12 protein-coding genes are annotated in these 21,481 nt (G+C 75.6%); 7 read left to right on the top strand and 5 right to left on the bottom strand.

All coding sequences use genetic code 11. The features are described 5' to 3' along the window. The 4 genes from AC3ERT_RS30145 to AC3ERT_RS30130 form a co-directional block, all read right to left on the bottom strand. Nucleotides 1-3,525, bottom strand: a 3,525-nt coding sequence (locus AC3ERT_RS30145) for a beta-ketoacyl synthase N-terminal-like domain-containing protein (RefSeq protein WP_435177966.1), incomplete at its 3' end; no start/stop codon positions are given. 251 nt (nucleotides 3,526-3,776) lie between these two features. Continuing rightward, a complete protein-coding gene (locus AC3ERT_RS30140; protein ID WP_335976953.1) occupies nucleotides 3,777-4,691 on the bottom strand; it encodes a thioesterase domain-containing protein in 915 nt (304 codons plus the stop codon). Continuing rightward, nucleotides 4,678-4,941, bottom strand: a complete 264-nt coding sequence (locus tag AC3ERT_RS30135; protein ID WP_335976955.1) for an acyl carrier protein — start codon at nucleotides 4,939-4,941, stop codon at nucleotides 4,678-4,680. Before AC3ERT_RS30135 ends, AC3ERT_RS30140 begins: the two co-directional genes overlap by 14 nt. 567 nt (nucleotides 4,942-5,508) lie before the next feature. Beyond that, a complete protein-coding gene (locus AC3ERT_RS30130; protein ID WP_435177969.1) occupies nucleotides 5,509-7,491 on the bottom strand; it encodes a BTAD domain-containing putative transcriptional regulator in 1,983 nt (660 codons plus the stop codon). 729 nt (nucleotides 7,492-8,220) lie between these two features. Between AC3ERT_RS30130 and AC3ERT_RS30125 the strand changes: the two genes are divergently transcribed. Further along, a complete protein-coding gene (locus AC3ERT_RS30125) occupies nucleotides 8,221-11,298 on the top strand; it encodes a helix-turn-helix transcriptional regulator (RefSeq protein ID WP_435177964.1) in 3,078 nt (1,025 codons plus the stop codon). 171 nt (nucleotides 11,299-11,469) lie between these two features. Here AC3ERT_RS30125 and AC3ERT_RS30120 read toward each other — a convergent pair whose 3' ends face one another. After that, a complete protein-coding gene (locus AC3ERT_RS30120) occupies nucleotides 11,470-12,471 on the bottom strand; it encodes an AfsR/SARP family transcriptional regulator (protein WP_435177962.1) in 1,002 nt (333 codons plus the stop codon). Nucleotides 12,472-12,812: 341 nt separating this feature from the next. Here AC3ERT_RS30120 and murJ point away from each other — a divergent pair, with 341 nt between their 5' ends. The 6 genes from murJ (at nucleotide 12,813) to AC3ERT_RS30090 (ending at nucleotide 21,467) form a co-directional block, all read left to right on the top strand. After that, nucleotides 12,813-14,921, top strand: a complete 2,109-nt coding sequence (gene murJ / locus AC3ERT_RS30115; protein ID WP_435177960.1) for a murein biosynthesis integral membrane protein MurJ — start codon at nucleotides 12,813-12,815, stop codon at nucleotides 14,919-14,921. 157 nt (nucleotides 14,922-15,078) lie between these two features. Then, entirely contained in the window at nucleotides 15,079-17,496 is a 2,418-nt protein-coding gene (locus tag AC3ERT_RS30110; protein ID WP_435177958.1) for a phosphatidylglycerol lysyltransferase domain-containing protein, read from the top strand. 1,006 nt (nucleotides 17,497-18,502) lie between these two features. After that, a complete protein-coding gene (locus tag AC3ERT_RS30105) occupies nucleotides 18,503-20,053 on the top strand; it encodes an ATP-binding protein (protein WP_435177956.1) in 1,551 nt (516 codons plus the stop codon). A gap of 1 nt (nucleotide 20,054) precedes the next feature. Beyond that, entirely contained in the window at nucleotides 20,055-20,489 is a 435-nt protein-coding gene (locus AC3ERT_RS30100; RefSeq protein ID WP_335976972.1) for a roadblock/LC7 domain-containing protein, read from the top strand. After that, complete coding sequence (locus AC3ERT_RS30095; protein WP_335976974.1) at nucleotides 20,486-20,839, top strand: DUF742 domain-containing protein; 354 nt, start codon at nucleotides 20,486-20,488, stop codon at nucleotides 20,837-20,839. The genes AC3ERT_RS30100 and AC3ERT_RS30095 overlap by 4 nt, the downstream gene beginning before the upstream one ends. Next, on the top strand, nucleotides 20,817-21,467 hold the full coding sequence (locus AC3ERT_RS30090) for a GTP-binding protein (protein ID WP_335976977.1): 651 nt from the start codon (nucleotides 20,817-20,819) through the stop codon (nucleotides 21,465-21,467). Before AC3ERT_RS30095 ends, AC3ERT_RS30090 begins: the two co-directional genes overlap by 23 nt. Nucleotides 21,468-21,481 lie beyond the last annotated feature (14 nt).

The raw sequence follows: 21,481 nt of genomic DNA, 5'->3' as shown, positions 1-21,481 counted from the left end.
TTCCGCCACCACACCCAGCAGCGCGGTCTCGACGGCGCCGGAGTCCGGTCCGGCGGCCACCGGCGCCGCGACGACCTGGGCGGGCGCGGGGGCCGGGGCCGGGACCTCGACCGGGGCCGGTGCGGCGATCGCGGGCACGGCCACCGGCGCGGGGGCGAGGACGGGTGCCGGGCGCGCCGGTTCGACGTACGCGGCCGGCGCGGGCAGCGCGGGGGCCGGGGCGACGGGTGCGGCGGGGGCCGGGGCGGCGGCGGGGGCCGTGCCCAGCTCCAGCCCGGCGAGGTCGCGCAGGATCTCGTTGGCCCGCAGGTGGGTGCGGCCGATGGCGAGGCCGTGCTCCTTGACCGCGGTGACCCCGGCGATCACCTGGTTCACCCGGCCCTGCTCGTCGGCGCGCTCCAGCAGCCGGGCGAGGCGCTCGGCGCTCTGCAACTGGCCGTTCAGGTAGTCGTCGTGCAGTTCGAGGTGGTCGGCCATCAGGTCGGCCAGGCGGTCGTTGTCCACGGCAGCTGTCTCCAGGACGGCGGGGTCAGGGGCAGGGGGCGCGGCCGGTACGGGGGCGGCCGCGGTGGGCACGGGCAGCGCGGGTGCGGGTGCCGGAGCCGGTACGGGCGCGGGCCGCGGGGTGTCGGCCGGAGCGGCGGCCGCGGCGGGCACGGGCACAGAAGCCGGCACTGGCACCGGTACGGGCACCCGGTAGCCGTTGTCGATCGCGTCCCGGTAGGCCGCCTTGCGCTGCGGCGAGACGTAGTTGATGCCGTTGAGCGGGATCGTCATGCCCGGCGCCGGCTCGCTGCGCCGCGCCTCGGCGACGTAGCGGTCCGCGGTGGCCAGCGGCAGGCCCAGGACGGCGAGTTGGGCCACCGCCTGCTTCAGGGTCAGCTCCGCGTCCCGCTTTGCGCCGCCGTCCAGGGCGACCGCGGTGTGCTCGCGGTCGCCGAGCACCCGTCCGACGAGCCGGGTGAGCACCGAGGCGGGGCCGAACTCCACGAACACCCGGAACCCGGCGCCGTACAGCTCCTCCACGCGGGCGGCGAAGTCCACCGGGTGGACCAACTGCTCGGTGAGGACGCGGCGGTTGGCGGCGAGGTCGGCGCCGTAGACCGCGCCGCGGGTGTTGGGCAGCACCCAGCCGCTCGGCTCGCTCATCTCGGCGGCCGCCACGTGCGCGCCGAACTCGGCGACGGCGTGGGCGACATGGGGGGTGTGGAAGGCGGCGGACACCGGCAGCCGGGAGGCCCGCAGCCCGGCCTGCCCGGCCGCCGCGACCAGGTGCTCGATCTGGTCGGTGGCGCCGCCGACCACGATCTGGTCGGGTGCGTTGCGGTTGCAGACGGACAACCCGGGTCGGTCGGCGAGGAGTTCGGCGACCTTCTCCTCGGGTGCGGTGACCGCCGCCATCGCTCCGGCGTCGAAGCCGGGGTCGGCCGGGGGCGCCATGGCGGCGCCGCGGGCCCGGGCGAGCGCGAAGTAGGTGTCGCTGTCGAGCGCGCCGGCCGCCCACAGCGCGGTCAGCTCGCCGAAGCTGTGGCCGAGGAACCCCTCGGCGGTGAAGCCGAGTTCGGCCAGGTAGCGGTACTGCCCGACGGACAGCGCGCCGATCGCGGGCTGGGCGTGCGCGGTCTCGCGCAGCGCGGCCTCCTGCGCGGTGCGGGCGCCTGCGTCGAAGGAGGGCGGCGGGAAGGCGATCCGGGACAGCGGCCGGGCGTCGGCGAACTGCCGGTTGGCCTCGTCGAAGGCGGCGCGCAGCGGCGGCAGCGCCAGCACGGCGGTCCTGCCGGGGTTGACGTACTGGCTGCCCTGTCCGGCGAAGAGCGCGGCGACCTTGGTGTCCTGGGCGGCGCGGCGGCGGAAGTAGACGCCCTTGGGGTGGGTCCAGGCGTCGGCGTCGGGGCGGGCGCGCAGTTCGCCGAGGGCCGTCTCGCGCAGGGCGGCGAGTTCCTCCCCGGTCCGGGCGACGAGGGCGAGGCGGGCGTGGCCGGCGGGCGCCGGGCCGCCCTGGGCGGCGGCGCCGCTCGCCAGGGCCGCGGTGAGCGCGGCGGTGTCGGGCGCGTGCCACAGGTGGACGGCGGCGACCGGGAACATCACCTCCAGGTCGTTGCCGTCGCCGTGCTCCTCCATGACGAAGTGGAAGTTGGTGCCGCCGAAACCGAAGGAGGAGATCGCCGCGCGGCGCCGGCCGAGCTTCGGGTCGCGAATCCAGGGCCGCAGTTCGGTGTTGACGTAGAAGGGGCCGCTGTCGAAGTCGATCGCCGGGTTGGGCTCGTCCACGTTGATGGTGGGCGGCAGCACCTTGTGGTGCAGCGAGAGCGCCAGCTTGATCATGCCCGCGGCGCCGGCGGCGGCCTTGGTGTGGCCGATCTGGGACTTCACGCTGCCGACGGCGGCGTACGCGCGCTCCTCGGTGGCCTCGCCGACGACGGCGGCGAGGGCGCTCAGTTCGGTGGCGTCGCCGACCGCGGTGCCGGTGCCGTGGGCCTCGAACAGCTCGATGCTCGCCGGTGAGCAGTCCGCGTCGTGGTAGGCGCGGCGCAGCGCGACCATCTGGCCTTCCTTGCGGGGCGCGTAGATGGACTTGAAGCGGCCGTCGCTGGAGGTGCCCAGGCCGCGCAGCACCGCGTAGACGCGGTTGCCGTCGCGCTCGGCGTCGGAGAGCCGGCGCAGGGCGAGCATGCCGATGCCCTCGCCGATCAGGGTGCCGTCGGCGTTCTTGTCGAACGGGCGGATGCGGCCGCCCTTGGACAGCGCCGGGGTCTTGCTGAAGCACATGTACATGAAGATGGTGTTCTCGGCGTCGCAGCCGCCGACCAGCATGGTGTCGGCGCGGCCTTCGAGCAGTTCGCTGACGGCGGCCTTGACCGCGCCGAGCGAGCTGGCGCAGGCGGCGTCGATCGTCATGTTGGTGCCGCCGAGGTCGAGCCGGTTGGCGATCCGGCCGGCGACGACGTTGCCGAGCATGCCGGGGAAGGAGTTCTCCTCCCACGGGGCGTAAGCCAGGCGGAACTTGGCGGCGATCTCGTCGGCGTCCCGCTCGGACAGGCCGCAGCTGCGGACCACTTCCTTGAGCACGGGCGTCTGGAGCCGCGCGGTGAGCGGCTGGGTGAGCTGGTTGGCGCCGGTGATGCCGAGGATGACACCGGTGCGGGCGGCGTCGTACCAGGGCTGGTCGGCCCCGGCGTCCTTGAGCAGGTCGCGGGCGACCACCAGGCTCAGCAGCTGGAGGACATCGGTGACCTCCAGGGTGTTCGGGGGCAGCCCGAACTCCATGGGGTTGAAGGGGACGTCGGGGATGAAGCCGCCGCGCCGGGCGTAGGTCTTGTCGGGCGCGGTCGGGTCCGGGTCGTAGAAGGCGTCGACGTCCCAGTGGGTGGCGGGCACGTCGTCGATGCAGTCGGCGGCCGAGGCGACGTTCGCCCAGAACGCGGTCAGGTCGCGGGACTTCGGGTAGAGCGCGGAGAGGCCGACGATGGCGATGGGGTCACGGGCGAGCCGGCGGTCGAGCGCGGATTCCTGCGAAGGGTTCACGGCGAGTCTCTCTGGGATCTGGGCGAACGGGATCTTCCGTGGCGACGTCCGCGCGGCGCTGGGCGGGCCGGTGGGTCGTCCGGTGGGACCGGCGGCGCGTCCGGTGGAGGCGGGGCGTCCGGTGGAGCCGGGGCGTCCGGTGGAGCCGGGGCGTCCGGTGGAGCCGGGGCGTCCGGTGGAGCCGGGGCGTCCGGTGGGGACCGGCGGGTCGTCCGCCGGTGCCGGGCGGGCCGCCCGGCGGGGTCCGCGGGTCAGCGGGGCGGCCGGAGCACTTCCGCGATGGCCGCCGCGGCGTCGGGGCGGGTCAGCATCGTGTAGTGGTCGCCCGGGGTGGGCGGGCGCAGGTCCAGGCCGCGGGGGGCCAGCTCCTGCCAGCCGAGCGCGTCGTCGCCCAGGATGAGGCTGTTCGTGGCCTTGACCAGGGCCAGCGGCACCGACGAGGGCACCGGCCGGTGGGTGGCGGTCAGCCGGTTGTTGCGCAGCAGGCCGTCGACATAGGTGTCGTAGAGCTTGCGCAGGCCCGGCAGCGGGGTGCTCGCCGCCAGGGCGCCGCAGCCGACCGCCGCGTCCAGGACGCGCAGCAGCCCGGTGTCGGTGTCGAGTCCGGCGGTGCCGCCGGGGCCGAGGGCGACCTCGCGGTTCCGCTTGGCGCCGAGGTACATCGCGAACCAGCGCAGCAGCATGGGCGGGTCGAGCGCGTCGTCGGCCTGCTGGTAGGCGTCGGTGGGCGCGATGCTGTCCAGGAGCACCAGCCGCTCGGGGCGTTCGGCGGGCTCCAGGGTCTCCGTCATCGCCTGCGCGAGCACACCGCCGAACGACCAGCCGGTGAACGTGGTCCGCCCCGCGCCGGACCGGGCGGCCCGGTCGGCGCGCAGCTCGGCGGTGAGCTGGGCGGTAAGGGCGGCCACGGTCAGGTCGCTGCGGCCGCCGGACAGCGCCGCCTCGAAGTACTCCGGGACGCCGGCCAGGTCCAGTACGGCGAACCCGGTGCCGTCCGGCAGCGCGTCCGCGACACCGCGCCACACCTCGGAGGGCAGGGCGCCGGGGTGGACGGCGTACACGGTGTGCCCCCCGGGCGGGGTGGGCCGGTGCCGGCGGACGATCGGCGGCGCCTGCGGGCGGGGGGCGGGGCCGCGGGCGGCGCCGGCGGCTCTAGGCCGAGGCACGCTGCGCGACCTCCTCGGCGAGGTGGGCCGCCAGGTCCTTGATGGTGGGGTGGTACCACAGCGCCGTGGTCTGGAGCTCGAAGCCGAGCCAGTTCTCCATCTCGCCGGCGAGGATCAGCGCCTCGGTGCTGTCCAGGTCGAGTTCGTCGAAGTACTGCTCCGGCGGAACCGCGGCCGGCTCCACACCCAGGCGGTGGGCGATCTTCTCGATCAGCCACTCCTGGGCTTCCTGGGTCGTGATGTTCCCCATGCCATTCCTTCCCGACGACTTGGGTTTCCCGGCGGTCCGCACGTGTGGTCCGGCGGCCTTTTCCCACGGCCGAATTCGGGGTGCGTCCGCGGTTCGGGACAGTAGGCGGGAGGTCTTCGCCCGGGCAACCGGCGGCGGTCCGGAAAACGCCCCGCGGGGCGCCCGCAGCGTTTCGTTCGGTGTGCATGGAAACCAACTGCCCGGGCTGAGCTGGGGAAATACGATACGGCGCGGAGCGTGCGGTTCCGCTGTCAGCATCGCGCCCGCGTGTCAGCGAATCCGTCAGCGGATGTCAGCGGCAGTCGGCGCCCGGCCGGCGCGGAACTCCCGGGGGCCGTGCACGCCGATCCCGGCACGGGCCGAGCGCATATGACGCGCGGGGGGACGTCATTCCCTCCGGCGGCGGACAGCGGTTTACCGCGGCGCCGGCACAGTTGTGGCGGAACGCCGGTGACGGGATTCCGGTTGCGGAATGCCGTTCGCGGGAGGCCCGTTGCGGAGGGAGGGCGCCGCGTCGCGTGGGGCGGGGGTGAACGGGCGGGCCGGCCGCCCGCCGTGGGAGGTCGCCTACGGGCCCGCCACCGCGCGGCCGGGGTGCCCGCCCGGGCCGTTGGCGCCCGCGCCGCCGTCCGCGTCGGTGCGGGACGGCGAGCGGCGCGGGCGGGGCTGCGCCTGCCGGACCGTGGTGCTGCGCACCCACTCCCGGATCGACGCGTTCGGCCGCGCGGCCAGTTGGGCGGCGGAGCGGCGCAGCGCCAGCGGGCGGCGGCCGCACACCTCCGCGAGCGCGGCCGTGGCCTCGGGCTCGGCGGCCGTACGGGAGGCGCCCAGGAAGGCGTCGAGCAGTTCGCGTGCCTCCGCCGCCGACAGCACGTCCAGCTCCAGCGGCTTGGCGCCGTTGCGCACCACCAGGTCGGGCAGCGGATGGCGGCTGGTGACGAGCACCAGATTGCCGGGGGTGCCCGGCAGCAGCGGGCGGACCTGCGCGGAGGTGCCCGCGTCGTCCAGCAGCACCAGGACGTACCGCCCGGCGAGCAGGGTGCGGAACAGCGCGGAGCACTCGGCGAGGTCGGTGGGTATCCGGTCCCTGGCGACCCCGAGGGAGCGCAGGAAGCCGCCCAGCACGCTCAGCGGCTCCAGGGCGGCGCCCGGCGTGCCCTCGCCGCCGCGCAGGTCGGCGTAGAGCTGACCGTCGGGGAACCACGCGTGCGCCTCGTGCGCCCAGTGCACGGCCAGCGCGGTCTTGCCCTGCTCGGGCGGGCCGGAGATGGCCGCGATCGCCACCGACGCCTGGTCCTCGCGGTGGTGGGCCAGCAGCCGGTCGAGCGCGGCCAGCTCCGCGCGACGGCCGACGAACGGCCGCACCACCGGGGGGATCTGCGCGGGCGAGGCGGTGGTGCCGGCCGGGGCGGCGGCCGGCACCGGAACCCCGCGGTCGGGGCCGCCGCGGGGTACGGCCGGGCGGGCGGCGCCGGTGGGGCGGGCCGGGGCAGCGGGGCGGGCCGGGGCCGCCGGTGCGGCGGGGCGGGCGGAACCGGCCGGTGCGGCGGGGGCCTCGTCACCGGGCTGCGCGAGGATGCTGCGGCGCACCTCCCAGATCTCCTCGCTCGGCTCCACCCCCAGCTCCTCGTGGAACCGCGCGCGCAGCTCGCCGAAGAGCCGCAGCGCCGCCGCCTTCTGGCCGGACCCGGCGAGCGCGAGCATCAGCCGCCCCTGCACCCCTTCGTGCAGCGGCTCCTCGTACGCGGCCGCCATCAGCTGCTTCACCACGACGGCGTGCCGCTTCTGGCACAGCGCCAGGTCGGCGAACTCGATGACCATGTCGAAGCGGTGCTGGCCGATGGCGACCACCACCGGGTGCTGGCGCAGCGCGGGCACGTCCTCCAGCACCGGGCCGCGCCAGTGCTGGAAGGCGAGCCCGAACAGTTTCAGGGCCAGCGCCGGTTCACGCTCGCGCGCGGCCACGGCCTGGGCGGTGTACTCCTCGAAGCGCAGCAGGTCCAGCCCGCCGGGTTCGGCCGACAGGGCGTAGCCGCCGCGCACCGTGGTGACCCGGCGCTGGTCGCCGCGCCCGCCCGGGCCGCCCTCGAGGGTACGGCGCAGCCGGGCCATGTAGGTGTGCAGCAGCCCCAGCGAGGAGGGCGGTGCCTCGCCGCTCCACAGCACCTCGGTCATCTCCGCCTGGCTGACCACGCGGTGCGGCTGGATGGCCAGCAGGCCGAGCAGCGTGCGCTGTTTCAGCGGGAGTTCCACCGGTCTGCCGCGGTAGGAGACGGCCAGCGGCCCCAGGACGCGGATGTCGTGTGCGCTCGCGCCGGCGGCCGCGGCCGGGCCCGCGCCGCCGGCCCGCCAGGGGGCCGCGGCCAGGTCCATGCCGACGGCCTCCGCCAGCCGGTCCAGCGAGTGGCGCCGGGGCTGGGCCACGGTGCCGGACTCGATGTAGCGCAGTGCGCGTACGCTCATGCCGGCCCGCCGGGCGACCTCGTTCTGCGTCAGTCCCGAGGCTAACCGGGCCTCGCGCAGAACCGCGCCCCACAAAGCCCCACTCATACCCAGAAGCCTCCCCGTGGAAACGGGCCGATCCGCTTCCGAATTACTGGTCATGACGCGTGGTTCCGCTCGATCATATCGAGGTGTTCCGTCACGTCATCAGGGCGCCGATACCCGCGATCTTGGTTTTGGAACCGGCGATGTGACGCACCGTATCCGGCACGATACGTGGCTGTGACAGATGGGACCAGAGTGCTTGGCGGGCTTTCCGCCCTCCGCCCCCGCTCACCCAAGGTGACCCCGGGGAAAGATCGGTGCACGGCCCGCGCACGACCGGCGCACGCCCCGAAATCCCTTACCAGACAGGCGACTTGGCGATCCGAACGCGCCACGGTGGGGCGCGGCGGGAGCCGTCGTGGGAGCCGTGGCGGCGGCCCGTCCGGTGGCACGGCGGTGACGCCGGCGGGGCGGGCCGGCGGCGGCCGACTGCCGGTCCGGCGGCCGGAATTTCCTCTTCTTCTTGCCGACCGCTCCGGTGCCGCCCGCCGTATCGCGAGGCCAGGCCGCCAAAACGGCCGGGGAAGCGCGCGCCAGAACGGGTACAGGTACGCTCCCAGCGTTTCGCTTACCGTTCCTGTGACCTCATCAGCGGAAAACGTGCGCCCGCCGGCGAAATTCAGCAGATGGAAATGACCGGTTCACATCGTTGTGACACCAGGTATTCGCGGGCCTCGGGGCATGGGGTACAGACCACCAGATCTGCGTCTTTCAGCGGGGAGTTGCGGGAGAATGCCGGTGGACACCGGGCACGACTGGCCGATGGCCGCGCGGGACAGGGAGCTGACCGCCGTCACGGCCGCCGTCGACCACGGCGGCGGGGTCCTGCTGGACGGGGACCCGGGCATGGGCAAGACCAGGCTGCTGGAGGCGGCGCTGGAGCGGGCCGCCGCGGCGGGCCGCAGCGTCGTCGCGGTCGGCGGGGCGTGGCGCGGCGGACAGGAGGACGGTGCGCCGGTCGAGACCGTCGCCACCCTCGCCGACTGCCTGGACCGGCTCGGCGCGCTGCCGCGGCAGGCGGCGGCGCCGCGGCGCCCGCTGGTCGGGCTCGACGACGCCCACCTCGTGGACGAGGCGTCCGCGGCACACCTCTACCGGCTGGCTGCCGCGGGGCAGTTGGCGGTGGCGGCCGCCGTCCGCCGCGGCGCGCCCGCACCGGCCCCGATCGACCAGCTGTGGGTGGCCCGGCTGGTGGAGCGGATCGAACTGGCCCCGTTCGACCGGCGGGCGGTGGCGCGCGCGCTGCACGAGCGGCTGGCCGGGCACCTCGAGGCCGCGACGCTGGAGCGGCTGTGGGCCGACACCGGCGGAAACCCCTTGATCCTGCGGGAGTTGGTGGAGCACTCGCTCGCCGACGGGTCGCTGCGGCAGGTGGACGGGATGTGGCGGTGGCGGGGCCTGGCCGAGCCGCCGACCCGGCGGCTGGCCGCGGTGGTGCACCTGGGGCTGCGGGATCTGGCCCCGGACGAGCAGGAGCTGGTGAACATGCTCGCCCTCGCCGAGCCCCTGGAGGCGGACATCGCCGCCCACTTCGACCTCTCGCGGGCCGCGGAGTCGCTGAACCTGCGCGGGGTGGTGGCGGTGGAGCGGGCCGGGCACCGGCTGCGGCTGCGGCTGGCGCTGCCGCTGAGCCGGGTGGTGGTGGCCGCGCGGATGTCCGACCTGACCGCGCGGCGGCTGCGCCGCCAGATCGCCGCATGGATCGAGAGCACCGGCGCGCGCCGGGCGGACGACCAACTGCGGCTGATCACCCTGCGGTTGGACGCCGGGCTGGTCCCCGAACCGCAGCAGCTGCTCAGCTCGGCGCACACCGCCTTCCAGCAGCAGGACTTCGCGCTCGCCGAGCGCCTGTGCCGGCTCGCGCTGGACAGCGCCGGCGGCCGGACGCCGTACGAACCGGCTCCGTACGAACCGGCCCCGTACGAACCGGCGCCGTACGGACCCGCGGGGCGCGAGGGGCCGGGGTACGAAACGGGCGGGGGCGGCGGCGCGTTCGAGGACCGCGACGGTGACGACGGGTTCGACGGGCCGGGCGCCGCGGCGCGCGGGGCCGGGCCGGACCGGACCGGGCGGGAGGCGGACGGGCAGGAGCGGGGCGAGCCGGAGTGGGACGGGCGGGCCGCGCGTGCTTCCGCCGTGTTGCCGGCTTTCGCACGCCGTGTTTCAACGCGCGTAGCGCCCACCGGAACCTGTCCCCCGGATGCGCCCGCCGACGTCCCGGCCACACTCCTGCTCGGCCGCATCATGGCCGGTCAGGGCCGCCACGCCGAGGCGGAACGGGTCTTCGCCGCCGCGCTGCACGGCGACTGCCCTGCGCCGGACTGCGACTTCCTCGCCGCGGTGCGCGCCCGCGCGGCCAACCTCGCCGAGGGGCTGCGCCGGCTGGCGGACGCCGCGGACGTCCTGGACCGGACGACCGCCGCGGTCGGCGCGGAGCGGGCACTGCCGCTCCAGGGCTACCGCGCGGTCATCGCGATCCTGGCCGGCCGGCTGCGGCACGCCGTCGAGATCGGCGACCAGGTGCTGCCGGCCGAGCCGGCCGCCTCCCGCGTCACTCAGGAACTGCTGCCCGCGGTCGCCTTCGCCCGGATCGAACTCGGCGACCCGGCCGCCGCGTCGGAGCAACTGGCCGCCTGCCGCGGCCAGGTGGACGCATGGGCGGACGACGCCCGGCTGCGCTACTTCGTGCTGCTGGCCCACTGCTGCTTCCTCAGCGGCGACCTCGGCGGTTACGGCGCCGCGCTGGAAGCGGTCCGGCGGCACAGCGGCGGCGACGAGCAGCAGCGCCGGCTGCACGTCGCGCTGCTGCGGGCCCGGCTCCACCGCGACTTCGGCCGGACCGGCGAGGCGGTCGTGCTGCTGCGGGAGGCGAGCGCGGTGCACGGCCACGGCGACGGCGACTGGCTGGCCACGCCCGCCTGGACGCTGGCCCGGCTCGCCGGCGCTCTCGCCCAGTCCGGGCAGCACAGCGACGCGCTGCGCACCCTCGTGGAGGCGCGGCTCGTGCAGAGCGAGGCCGCCGCGCACCCGGTGGCCGCCGACGACATCGCGCTGGAGCGCGCGCTCGTGCTCGCCTGCACCGGCGACCGGTCCGGGGCGGCCGGCCAGGCGCTCGCCGTGGCCAAGCGGGCCGTCGCCGGGCAGCGGCCGGCCGCCGCGGTGGCCGCGCTGCACCTGGCGGCGCGGCTGTCCGACAGCGTGTCCGTGGCCGGCCAGGCAGAACGCCTCGCCGCCTGCACCACCTCCGAGTTGGCGCGGTTGCAGGCCGACCACATCAGGGCCCTGGCGGCCGGCGACGGCGACGCCCTGACGGCCGTGTCCGTACGCTTCCGGGTCCGCGGGGCGCTGCCGCTGGCGGCGGAGGCGGCCGCGCAGGCCGCCCGCGCCTACCGGGCGGCCGGGCGCCGCCGCAAGAGCCGCGAGGCGCGCGCCGCGGCGCACGGCATCCTCGCCGACCACGGCGGCAGCCTGCCGCCGTGGATGGCGACCGAGCAGCCCCCCGTCCACGCTGCGGCCGCCCTCACCGCCAGGGAACGGGAAGTGGCCGCGCTCGCCGCGACCGGCCTGTCCAACCGCGACATCGCCGGCCGCCTCGTGGTGTCCGTACGCACCGTGGAGAACCACCTGCACCGCGTCTACCACAAGCTCGGCGTCACCGCCCGCGCCGAACTGGCCCGCGTCCTGGGCCACTCCCCCGCCCCGGTCCCGATCCACGAGCAGCGCCCCGCCAACCCTGCGCCCCACCCGCACCCCGCCACCGATCCCCACTGCCCCGAATGCGCCCGCCTGGGCGACTGGGCCGCCTCCTGACCCGGCGGCCGGAAGAGGGGCGTGGCGGGGGCACGTTGAAGTGGCGGCCACTCAGGAGGAGCAGTCCGACGGCGTGTTGGCGAGGCGGTAAGGGCGCGGCCCGTGGACCAGGACGGGGACCGGGGCCCGCGTCCTGCTGTTCCGCCCGGCCGGGTGCGGCGCCCGCGGCGCTCAGCCCGCGCTGCCCGCCGCGGCGTCGCGGCCGAGCCACGACCCGTCCGCCGCACCGAACCCGCCCGCCCCGGCCGCCAACCGCTCGATCGCCGACCGCAGCAGGCTCTGCTCCGACATCAACTGCTCGACCTGGAGCCGCAGTCGGAAGACCTCCAGCGCGCTCGCCGGGTCGTCGGGCGCGGGCTGGACGCTGCCGGGGCGGACCGGCGACGGGAACGGCAGTGCCACCGTGGGGAGTTGGCCCGCCCGAGCGACCTTCACGGCCGTACGGTCCGCCTCGCGCACCTCGCGCCGCTGGTCCACGTCCCGCGCCGCGGACGGCACCACGGCCGACGGCACCACCACCGGCGGCGCCCCGCGCCGCCCGCTCCTGCCGCGCGCGACCGCCAACTGGCGCCGGAACCGCTCCCGCCCCGGGTGCGCGGCCACCAGCGCCTCCAACGGCCCCACCACCTGCCGTTCGACGCCCAGCCGCAGCGCCGCGTCGTACAGGTCCTCCGTCGCCTGCAACCGCTCCTCCTCCAGCCGGGCGGCGGCCCCGGCGCACAGCGGGCCGCCGCAGCCGCCGTCCATCGCCGGGCCGCGCCACAGCTTCAGCGCCTTCGTCAGCAGCGTGTAGGCGGTGCGCGGGTCGCCCGCGGCGAACCGGCGGGCCTGGGCGGCCTCCGTCCGGAACTGCGTGCTGTCGATCTCGTCCGGCCGGACCTGGAGCAGGTAGCCGGCGCCGCGGGCGACGAGCCGGGGCGCCTTGGCCCGCGCGGGCTCCACCTCGGTCAGCACCTGGCGCAGCCGTGAGACGTGCGCCTGGAGCGCGTTGGCCGCCTTGTCGGGCGCGTCGTCGCCCCACAGCTCGCGTAGGAGCAGGACCGTCGGCACCGGCGTGCCGGGCCTGGTCGCGAGCGCGCCGAGCAGCATGCGCTGCTTGGGGCTGTTCAGCCGGACCCGCCGCCCTCGCGCGTCGTCGTAGATCTCGGCGGGACCCAGGATTCTGACCTGCATGACGTCCTCCACCCCTCGGTGCGGCCCAGGTTTCCCGGTCCCTTACAGCTCAGCACGCGCACCCGGGCGCGGACCTGAGTGGGCGGTACTCAAAGCCGCGCCGGGCGCGCGGCTGGGACCGCGCGCCAGGGGTGCCGACCAGCCCCCGCGCGGCGCCCGACGCTGCCCCGCCCTGCTCCCGCGTCCCGTCCGGGGTGAGTACCGACCACTCAGGCCCCGGCCCGCGGCCATGTGATCGGCCGGATGCGCACGGGCCGCCGCCGCGGATGAGAAGGTATGCCGTACGGGTGGCGGACCGGGGGTGTCGACCGCGCCCTGGCGCAGCGGAAGCGGAGAGTCCTATGAGCACGCCGGACGGCGGCGACGGTCGGCGTGACCTGCACGGCGAAGGCCCGTACGGCGAGTACCCGCAGTACGGCGAGCCGCAGTACGCCGAGCCGCAGTACGGCGAGCAGCCGCCCGGCCCGTACGAGCAGCCGTACCAGCAGTACCAGCAGTACGACCACGACCAGTACCAGCAGGACGAACAGCCCTACGGCCGCCAGCAGTACGGCCAGGAGCAGTACGGCCCCTACGGCTACACCTCCGTGCCGCAGCAGGGCCCGCCGGCCGCGGACCCGTACGCCCACCTGTACCGGGACCAGTACCGCGGCGAGTACCGCGACGACGACGCCGACTACTCCCTCTACTACGCCCCGAACGTCTACGGCAGCGCCAGCGGCGACGTGGCGGCGGAGGCGACGGGGACGTTCCCGGTGATCGACGTCGACCGGGCGCCGCCGCCCGAGGCGGGGCGCGGGCAGGCCGCCGGCGGCACCCGCAAGGGCTCGGTGCTCGGCTCGAGCGCCGTGATGGCGCTGGGCACGATGGTCTCCCGCGGCACCGGCTTCGTCCGCAACATGATGATCGCCGCCGCGATCGGCCAGGGCGTGATGGGCGACTCCTACCAGGTCGCCTACACGCTGCCGACGATGGTGTATTTCCTGGTCGGCGGCGGCGCGCTCAACGCGGTGTTCGTGCCGCAGCTCATCCGCAGCATGAAGAACGACGCCGACGGCGGCGAGGCGTACGCCAACCGGCTGCTGACGCTGGTGATCACCGCGCTCGGCGGGGTGGTGCTGGTGATGGTGCTGGCCGCGCCGCAGCTGGTGCGGCTGCTGTCGCCGTCGCTGATGTCCACCCCCTCCAGCGCGCACGTCACCGTGGAGATGGCGCGCTACTGCCTGCCGACGATCTTCTTCATGGGCGTGCACGTGGTGGCCGGGCAGATCCTCAACGCGCGGGAGCGGTTCGGCGCGATGATGTGGACCCCGGTGCTCAACAACGTCGTGGTGATCTTCACCTTCGGCATGTACATCTGGGTGTTCGGCAGCTTCGGCCACACCGCGGTGAGCCCGGGCACCATATCCCCGCAGGGCGTGCGGCTGCTGGGCGTGGGCACCCTGCTCGGCCTGGTGGTACAGGCCCTGTCGATGATCCCCTACCTGCGCAAGTCGGGGCTGCGCTACCGCCCGCGGTTCGACTGGCGCGGCCACGGCCTGGGCCACGCGGCCAAACTCGCCCGCTGGACCTTCCTGTTCGTGCTCGCCAACCAGGCCGGGCTGATCGTGGTCACCCAACTCGCCACCGCCGCGGAGAAGTCGGCGGCCGCGCACGGCTTCGCCAGCGGCACCGGCCTGGCGGCGTACACCAGCGCCCAGACCATCTGGCAGCTGCCGCAGGCGGTGATCACCGTCTCGGTGATGAGCGCGGTGCTGCCCCGGATCTCGCGCGCGGCCTCCGACGGAGACGCGGCCGCGGTGCGCGCGGACATCTCGCACGGGCTGCGCACCTCGGCGGTGGCGATCGTGCCCGCCGCCTTCCTCTTCCTGTCCCTGGGCCCCTGGATCGGCGCGCTGATCTACGGCACCGGCGCCAACGGCGGCCGCTCGGTGGGCTACATGCTCGCCGCGTTCGCCCTCGGCCTGATCCCGTACTCGGCGCAGTACGTCACGCTGCGCGGCTTCTACGCCTACGAGGACACCCGCACGCCGTTCTTCAACACGGTGTGGATCGCGGCGGTCAACGCGGCGGTCGCGGGGCTGTCGTACCTGCTGCTGCCGCCGCAGCGGGCGGTGATCGGCATGGCGTTCGGCTACGGCGTCGCCTACTTCGTCGGGCTGCTGGTGGCGCTGCCGCGGCTGCGGCGCCGGATCGGCACGCTGGACGGCCCGCGCATCCGCCGCACCTACAGCCGACTGGTGGCTGCCGCGCTGATCCCCTCGGTGCTCGGCTACTTCCTCGCCCGCGCCACCGAGAGCGCGCTGGGCGGCGGGCTGGTGGGCGCGGCCGGGGCGCTGCTGGTCGGGCTCGTGGTGCAGGTCGGGCTCTTCCTGGCGATCGCGAAGCGGATGCGGATCGAGGAGCTGAACGCGCTGCTGGGGATGGTGCGCGGCCGCCTGGGCCGCTGACCCCGCCCGCGTCCGGCGCGCATCCCGGCCCGCTCCCGCCCGCGCCCGGCGGATCGCCCGTCGGATCGTCATACAACGTGCCCCATATGCGGCAAGCGTGCCGAGCCGTCCCGCGCGTCCCGGTCGGCGCCGCGGCCGCGGGACGCACCCTGGGGCCATGACGTACTGGTTCGGCCGCGCGCACGGCACGCAGACCTCGGGCGCCGGGCGCGAGCAGCTGTTCCTGCTGCTGGGCGGGCTGGTCTGCTCGTTCCTGTTCATCAGGTTCAGCACCCGGATGATCCGCCGGCAGGTGTCCTGGTGGCCGGGGAACGTGCAGCCCGGCGGGATGCACATCCACCACGTGGTGTTCGGCCAGGTGATGATGATCGTCGGCGGGGTGGGCGCGTTCGGGGTGGCCGGCGGGCCGGTGGCGCACGACGTGCTCGCGGTGGTCTTCGGGATGGGCTGCGGCCTGGTGCTCGACGAGTTCGCGCTCGTGCTGCACCTGGAGGACGTGTACTGGAAGGAGGAGGGCCGCCGGTCGGTCGACGCGGTGATCCTCGCGGTCGCGGTGATCGGGCTGCTGGTGGCCGGCGAGGCGCCGCTCGGCGGGTACGTCGGCGGCCGGTCCTACGGGTCGTACGTGGTGGCCGCGGTGCTGCTGGGGTTCGTGGTGCTGTGCCTGCTCAAGGGCAAGGTGTGGACCGGGCTGCTGGGCGTGATGGTGCCGCTGCTCGCGGTGGTGGGCGCGCTGCGGCTGGCCCGGCCGCACAGCCCGTGGGCGCGCTGGCGCTACGCCGCCCGGCCGCGCCGGATGGCCCGGGCCGAACGGCGCGAGGAAGGCGCCCGGCGGCGCGTGATGGCCGCGAAGACCGCGGTGATGGACGCGGTGGCCGGGGCGCCGACCCCGGTGTCGCTGGCGAAGCGGGCCGGGCGGGCGCCGGTGGTGCCGACCGTGGTGGAGGTGCCGCCGTCCCGGCTGGAGGTGCTGCTCGCCCGGGTGCTGCGGCCGCTGCGCGCGCCCGGCGCGGCCGCCGCCGTGTGGTACCTGCGGCTGGCGGGCGTGGTGGACCTGGTCACCGGGCTGGCCGGGCCGCTGCGGGACCGGGTGCGGGCGGCCACCGGCGGCGAGTACGTCACCGCGTTCCTGGTCGGGCCCGGGTTCACCGGCGCCGCGCTGGCGTTCGTGCTGTCGGTGAGCCTGCGGCGGCGCAAGCGGGCGGCGTGGCTGCTCACCACGGCGGCGGCGGCCGCGTACACGGTGGCGATCGCGGTCTCCATGGCCGCGGTGCCCGGCGCGCACCGGCACGCCGTCAACTGGCTGGCCGTCGGGCTGACGTTGCTGCTGCTGTGCGCGCTGCTGGTCTCGCGCCCGGTCTTCAACGTCCGCGGCGAGCGGCGCAACGTCGCCGTGGGGCTGCTCAGCCTGGTGGTGGGCGCGGCCGTCGCGGTCGGCGCCGGGACGCTGCTGGTGCACGCCACCGACCAGGACCCGCCGTCCCGTTGGGGCCCCAGCGCCCGGTACGCGGTGGTGCGCACGCTGACGCTGTCGGCGATCTTCGACCACCCCGGGATCAGGGTGCCGTGGTGGGCGGACGTGCTGATCAACCTGATCAGCGTGGCGCTGCTGCTGCTCGTGGTGCTGGCGTTCCTGCGCGCGCCGCGCGGCCGGGACCGGTTGCAGCCGGCCGACGAGCGGCGGCTGCGGGAACTGCTGCGGGCCGACGGCGGCCGGGACTCCTTCGGGTACTTCGCGCTGCGCCGGGACCGCGCGGTGTGCTGGGCGCCGGGGCGGCAGGCGGCGATCGTGCACCGGGTGGTGAACGGGGTCACGCTCGCCGCGGGCGACCCGGTGGGGCCGCCCGCCGCCTGGCCCGCGGCCGTCGCGCACTGGCTCGCCACCGCTCGCGCGCACGCCTGGGTGGCAGCGGTCGCGCACGCCGGCGACGGCGCCGCGGGCGTCTACACCGCGGCCGGACTGCACGGCATGGACTCCGGATCGGAACCCGTGGTGCCGGTCGGCGCGCTGCCGCCGGGACCGGCCCGGGTCCGGCAGGCGATGGCCGCCGCCGGCTACGGGGTGGTGGTGCGCCGCCAGCGGGACGTCGCCGAGCCGGAGTGGGTCCGGCTGCGGCAGCTCGCCGACGCCTGGCGGCGGCACGGGCGGGCGGCGGGCGGTGTGCAGTTGGGGCGGCTCGGCGACCCGGCCGACCCGGACTGCGTGGTCGCGGAGTGCGTGGACCGGCACGGCCGGACCTGCGCGCTGCTGGTGTTCGTCCCCTGGGGCGCCGACGGGCTGACGCTGTCGCTGCTGCGGCACGACCAGGAGTCCGGGCAGGGCCCGGTCGACCTCGCGCTGACCGAGGTGCTCTCGCGGGCCCACACCGGTGCGTCGCCGCTGGCCGGGGTGACCCGGGTGTCCCTCAACCTCGCCCCCGAGGGCGGCGATCCGGCCTACGCCGCCTACGGCCCGCACTGGTCGGCCCGCCATCTGCTGTACGAGCGCCGAGCCGAGCTCCCCCGCGTCATCGCCGCCGCGGCCTACACCGAATCCCTCCGCCTCAGCGCCGCCCTCACGCCGCACCATTCCTGACCGGCGGGCGGTTCTTCAGTTCATGTTTTCAGGTCATGTTTTCGGGATGTTTTCAGGTCATGGGCCGGGCGGAATTCGGGAGCCGACACGTCGGGCGGCGCGGAGAAACACCGGAATGTGGCGGCGGAGAAAGGGAATTCGGGTCGCGAGCGGCGCCGGCCGGCCGGTCCGCGCCCGCTCCGCGCCCGATGGGCGCCCGGTCCGCGCCCGGACCGCGGGCTTGGCGGGCACGGCGGGGCCGGGCCGCGCGGGGTGGCGGGGGCGGCCGCACATGCCGACGGCAGCCGTCCGGGTCATTTCCGAAAACGCGGCCGCGCACGCACCGGAAGCGGCGCCGTCGAACGCACCGTCAAGGTGACGGAACATCAACTCCCTTTCCAGTGAACCGTGTTGAATACACCCGGCGAAGCCCTTGGCCCGGGCCACCAGGGGTGATCGGCGCCGCGGGGGCGGGCCGCACCCGAAAGGTGCCGCCACTGCCGTACTCCGAGACGCCCGGCCACCGGTCACGGTAGGCTCTCGCCCCGTACCTGACCGCGATCGCCCGCGACGCCGGTCGTGAGCCCGTGCGCCCGCTCGGCGCGCCCGCCCCCACCACCCTCGCGGGCCACCGCAACACCCCCGGAGAAGTGGAGGATTCGGTTGCCCGATCGAACGACTCCCCCGATTCCGCCGCGTTCTCCCGCACCTCCGCACGGCGTGCAATTGCAGCGACTTGGCGCCGTTCAGCCGGCTGTATATGATCGCGAAGTGGCCGCACCAGGGCCGTCCGAAATCGGCCAGGCACCTTCGAATCCAGCACGGCACCTTCCCGCACCGACCGCCCCGCGCGGCCGGTCCGCCGGGACATCACGTCCGCGCATTCCGGCCACCGGCCGGCGCGCCCGCCCGTATGGCACCGGGCCCGCCCGCCGCCGTCGCCACCTGTCAGCGTCCCCCGACCCCGCCACCGCCCGCGGCCGGGCGTCGCGCCGTGTCCTTAACTCTCATTCCCGATGAGGATCTGATGACCACGTTGATACAGGAGGCGGCCGCCGCGCTGCTGCTGGCGCTCGCCCTGGCCGGCGGCGGCACGGCCCTGCGGTTCCGCCGGAAGGCCCGCACCGGGCTGGCCCGGGCCGAGCAGGAACACGCCCTGACCCGGTCCGCGCTGCGGGCCGAGCAGGAACGCGTACGCCAACTGGCCGCCCGGCAGCGGGCGGTGGAGGACGCGCTGGGCTACCTGGCCGGCTCCGGGCTGGCCGAGGCCACCGCCGCGGCCCTGGAGCCGGGCGAGGAGCGCGAGGTCGAGTTCGTGCTGCCCGAGCCGCTGGCCGGCACCCCGCTCGCCCAGCACGTCGAGGACCTGGTCTCCCGGCACACCGCACTGGTCCGCCGGACCCGGCGCGACGCGCAGGACACCGCGGAGCAGCAGGTGGCGCAGGCCCACGAGGACGCCCGCGACGCGACCCGCGCCGCGGTGCTCACCTTCGCCTCCGCCCTGGTCAGCCTCGGCTCCGAACTCGCCGAGGAGGTCAGCGTCGGCGTGCGCCGCCACGACGGCGACGACGCGTACGAGACGCTGATGGCGATCGACCACACCGCCCAGCAGATGCTGCGCATCGCCCAGGGCTACATGGTGCTGTCCGGCGGCACCCTCGGCCGCCGCCTGCCGGCCACCGAGTTCACCGACATCGCCCGCGCCGCGATGGGCCGCATCCAGAACTACGACCGGGTGCGCACCCAGGAGCTGGACCGGGCGGTGGTGCCGCGCGCGGTCGAGGCGCTGGTGCACACCCTGGCGATCCTGCTCGACAACGCCGTCCGCTACGCCCCGCCGACCTCCTACGCGGAGGTCTCCTTCCGCACCGGGCACAACGGCGTGACGGTGGTCGTGGACGACGCCGGGTTGCAGATGAGCCCCGAACAGCTGGAGCGGGCCCGGGAGATCCTCAGCGGCCGGCAGCCGCTGGACATCCACGCCCTCGGCGCCTACCCGCAGACCGGCTTCCGGGTCGCCGCGCAGCTCTCGGCGCGCTACGGCTTCCGGATCGACCTGGAGGCGCCCAACCTGTTCGGCGGCACCCGCGCGCTGGTCTTCGTACCGGCCGCGCTGCTGACCACGCTCCCGGTCGAGCAGCCGGGCGGGCACCTGCCGGTCCGCACCGCCGCTCAGCCCTACGTGCCGGCGCAGGCCGCGCAGGACCCGCAGCCGTACGAGGCGCCCGCGCCGCGCCGCGCCGAGGCGCGGACCGTCCCGGCCGCCGCCGACCAACCGGCCACCACCCCCGGCGGGTTGACCCGGCGGCGGCGCCGGCCGCAGCCCGCACCGGCGGCCGAGCCCCCGACGCCCCCGGCTGAGGCGAGGCCAGGGCGGCCCGACATCGCCGCCGCGTGGGCCGACGGGTCGCGGCGCGGCCGGGCGCTGTCGGAGCAGCAGGAGCGGGAGCCGTCGGCGCACACCCGGTCGGAGCAGGTCCCGGCGGAGCAGGAGCCCGTACGGGACGCCGGCGCGCGGGAGACCGCCGGACCGGACCCGTCGCAGCACTCGTCGGCCACTTCGAAGGGCGGTTCCTGACATGCTCAAGACTCACGACGACAACGCGCTGGGCTGGCTGCTCGACGAGCACCTCGGCACGTGCCCGGGCGTGCGGTTCGCCGTCCACATGACCTCCGACGGCCTGCTCAGCTCGTACACCAAGACCGTCGACAAGGACACCGGCGACAAGCTGGCGGCCGTCACCGCGGCGCTGCGGGCGGCGGGCCTGGCCTGGGCGGAGGTCACCGGCCGCCGCGGCGAGCCCAACGCGGTGCGCCAGCACCTGATCGAGACCGACCAGTGGATCGGGCTGGCCTCGGCCGCCGCGGAGAACTCGCTGCTCGCGGTGTGCGCCGCGCCGGACAGCGACATCGGCCTGATCAGCGAGCGGATGAACGCGCTGGCGCAGCGGGTCGGCCACGAACTGGCCAGCAGGGAGCGCCGACCCGTCGGCGAGGGCGGCAGGGCGCGGTGAGCGGACCGCGGCGGGACCCGGACCTGGTCCGGCCCTACGTCCGCGCCGGCGGGCGCAGCCGCCCCTCGCGCGACGTGCGCCTGGAGTCCCTGGTGATCGCCGCGCCCGCCGCCCCGCCCCAGGGCCTGGCCCCTGACGCCCGCCGGGTGTTCGCCCTCTGCCGGGGCGGCGTGGTCGCGGTGGCGGAGATCGCCGCCGCGCTGGAGCTGCCGCCGTCGGTGGTCAGGATTCTGGTCTCCGGCCTGATCGACTCCGGCCACCTCGCCGCGCCGGTGCGGCGCACCCGCGCCGACGCGCCGTCCACCGAACTGCTGAAGGAAGTACTGCATGGCCTCCGCTCCATCGCCTGACACCGACCGGTCGAAGGCGGCCGGCCCGCCCGGCGACTCCGCTGCCCCACCGGGTTTCGACTATCTGCCGCCCACCATCACCCGCTCGGCGAAGCTGCTGGTCACCGGCCCGTTCGGGGTCGGCAAGACCACGCTGGTGGGCACCGTGGCGCCGCTGGTGCTGCGGATGGACGAGGCCATGACCGAGGCGAGCCTCGGCGTGGACGACCTGCGCGGCACCCCGGAGAAGACCACCACCACCGTCGCCATGGACTTCGGCCGGCTGCACCTCAACGAGAGCCTGGTGCTGTACCTGTTCGGCACCCCCGGCCAGGTCCGCTTCAAGCCGCTGTGGGAGGGGCTGGCCGACGGCGCGCTGGGCGCGCTGGTGCTGGTCGACACCCGGGACCTGGACCGCTGCCACGACGTGCTGGACCTGCTGGAGGAGTACGACACCCCGTACGCGGTGGCCGTCAACCGCTTCGAGGACGGCGTCGACTACCCGCTGGACGAGGTCCGCCAGGCCCTCGACCTGGCCGAGACGACACCGCTGACCACGTGCGACGCGCGGGACCGGCAGTCCTGTGTGGGCGCGCTGATCACGCTCGTCGAGTACCTGAACTCCCGCGAACTGGAGCCGAGCCCGTGACGTCCCCGCCGTAC

The organism is Actinacidiphila sp. bgisy145, from assembly GCF_057708125.1.
The sequence above is the reverse complement of the archived record's forward strand: the minus strand, read 5'-3'. Positions and strand labels throughout refer to the sequence as shown.

Coding starts and splice junctions, on each gene's coding strand:
- AC3ERT_RS30135 (WP_335976955.1), bottom strand. CDS start 4,941: ATGGGGAACATCACGACCCAGGAAGCCCAGGAGTGGCTGATCGAGAAG.
- AC3ERT_RS30130 (WP_435177969.1), bottom strand. CDS start 7,491: ATGAGTGGGGCTTTGTGGGGCGCGGTTCTGCGCGAGGCCCGGTTAGCC.
- AC3ERT_RS30125 (WP_435177964.1), top strand. CDS start 8,221: ATGCCGGTGGACACCGGGCACGACTGGCCGATGGCCGCGCGGGACAGG.
- AC3ERT_RS30120 (WP_435177962.1), bottom strand. CDS start 12,471: ATGCAGGTCAGAATCCTGGGTCCCGCCGAGATCTACGACGACGCGCGA.
- murJ (WP_435177960.1), top strand. CDS start 12,813: ATGAGCACGCCGGACGGCGGCGACGGTCGGCGTGACCTGCACGGCGAA.
- AC3ERT_RS30110 (WP_435177958.1), top strand. CDS start 15,079: ATGACGTACTGGTTCGGCCGCGCGCACGGCACGCAGACCTCGGGCGCC.
- AC3ERT_RS30105 (WP_435177956.1), top strand. CDS start 18,503: ATGACCACGTTGATACAGGAGGCGGCCGCCGCGCTGCTGCTGGCGCTC.
- AC3ERT_RS30100 (WP_335976972.1), top strand. CDS start 20,055: ATGCTCAAGACTCACGACGACAACGCGCTGGGCTGGCTGCTCGACGAG.
- AC3ERT_RS30090 (WP_335976977.1), top strand. CDS start 20,817: ATGGCCTCCGCTCCATCGCCTGACACCGACCGGTCGAAGGCGGCCGGC.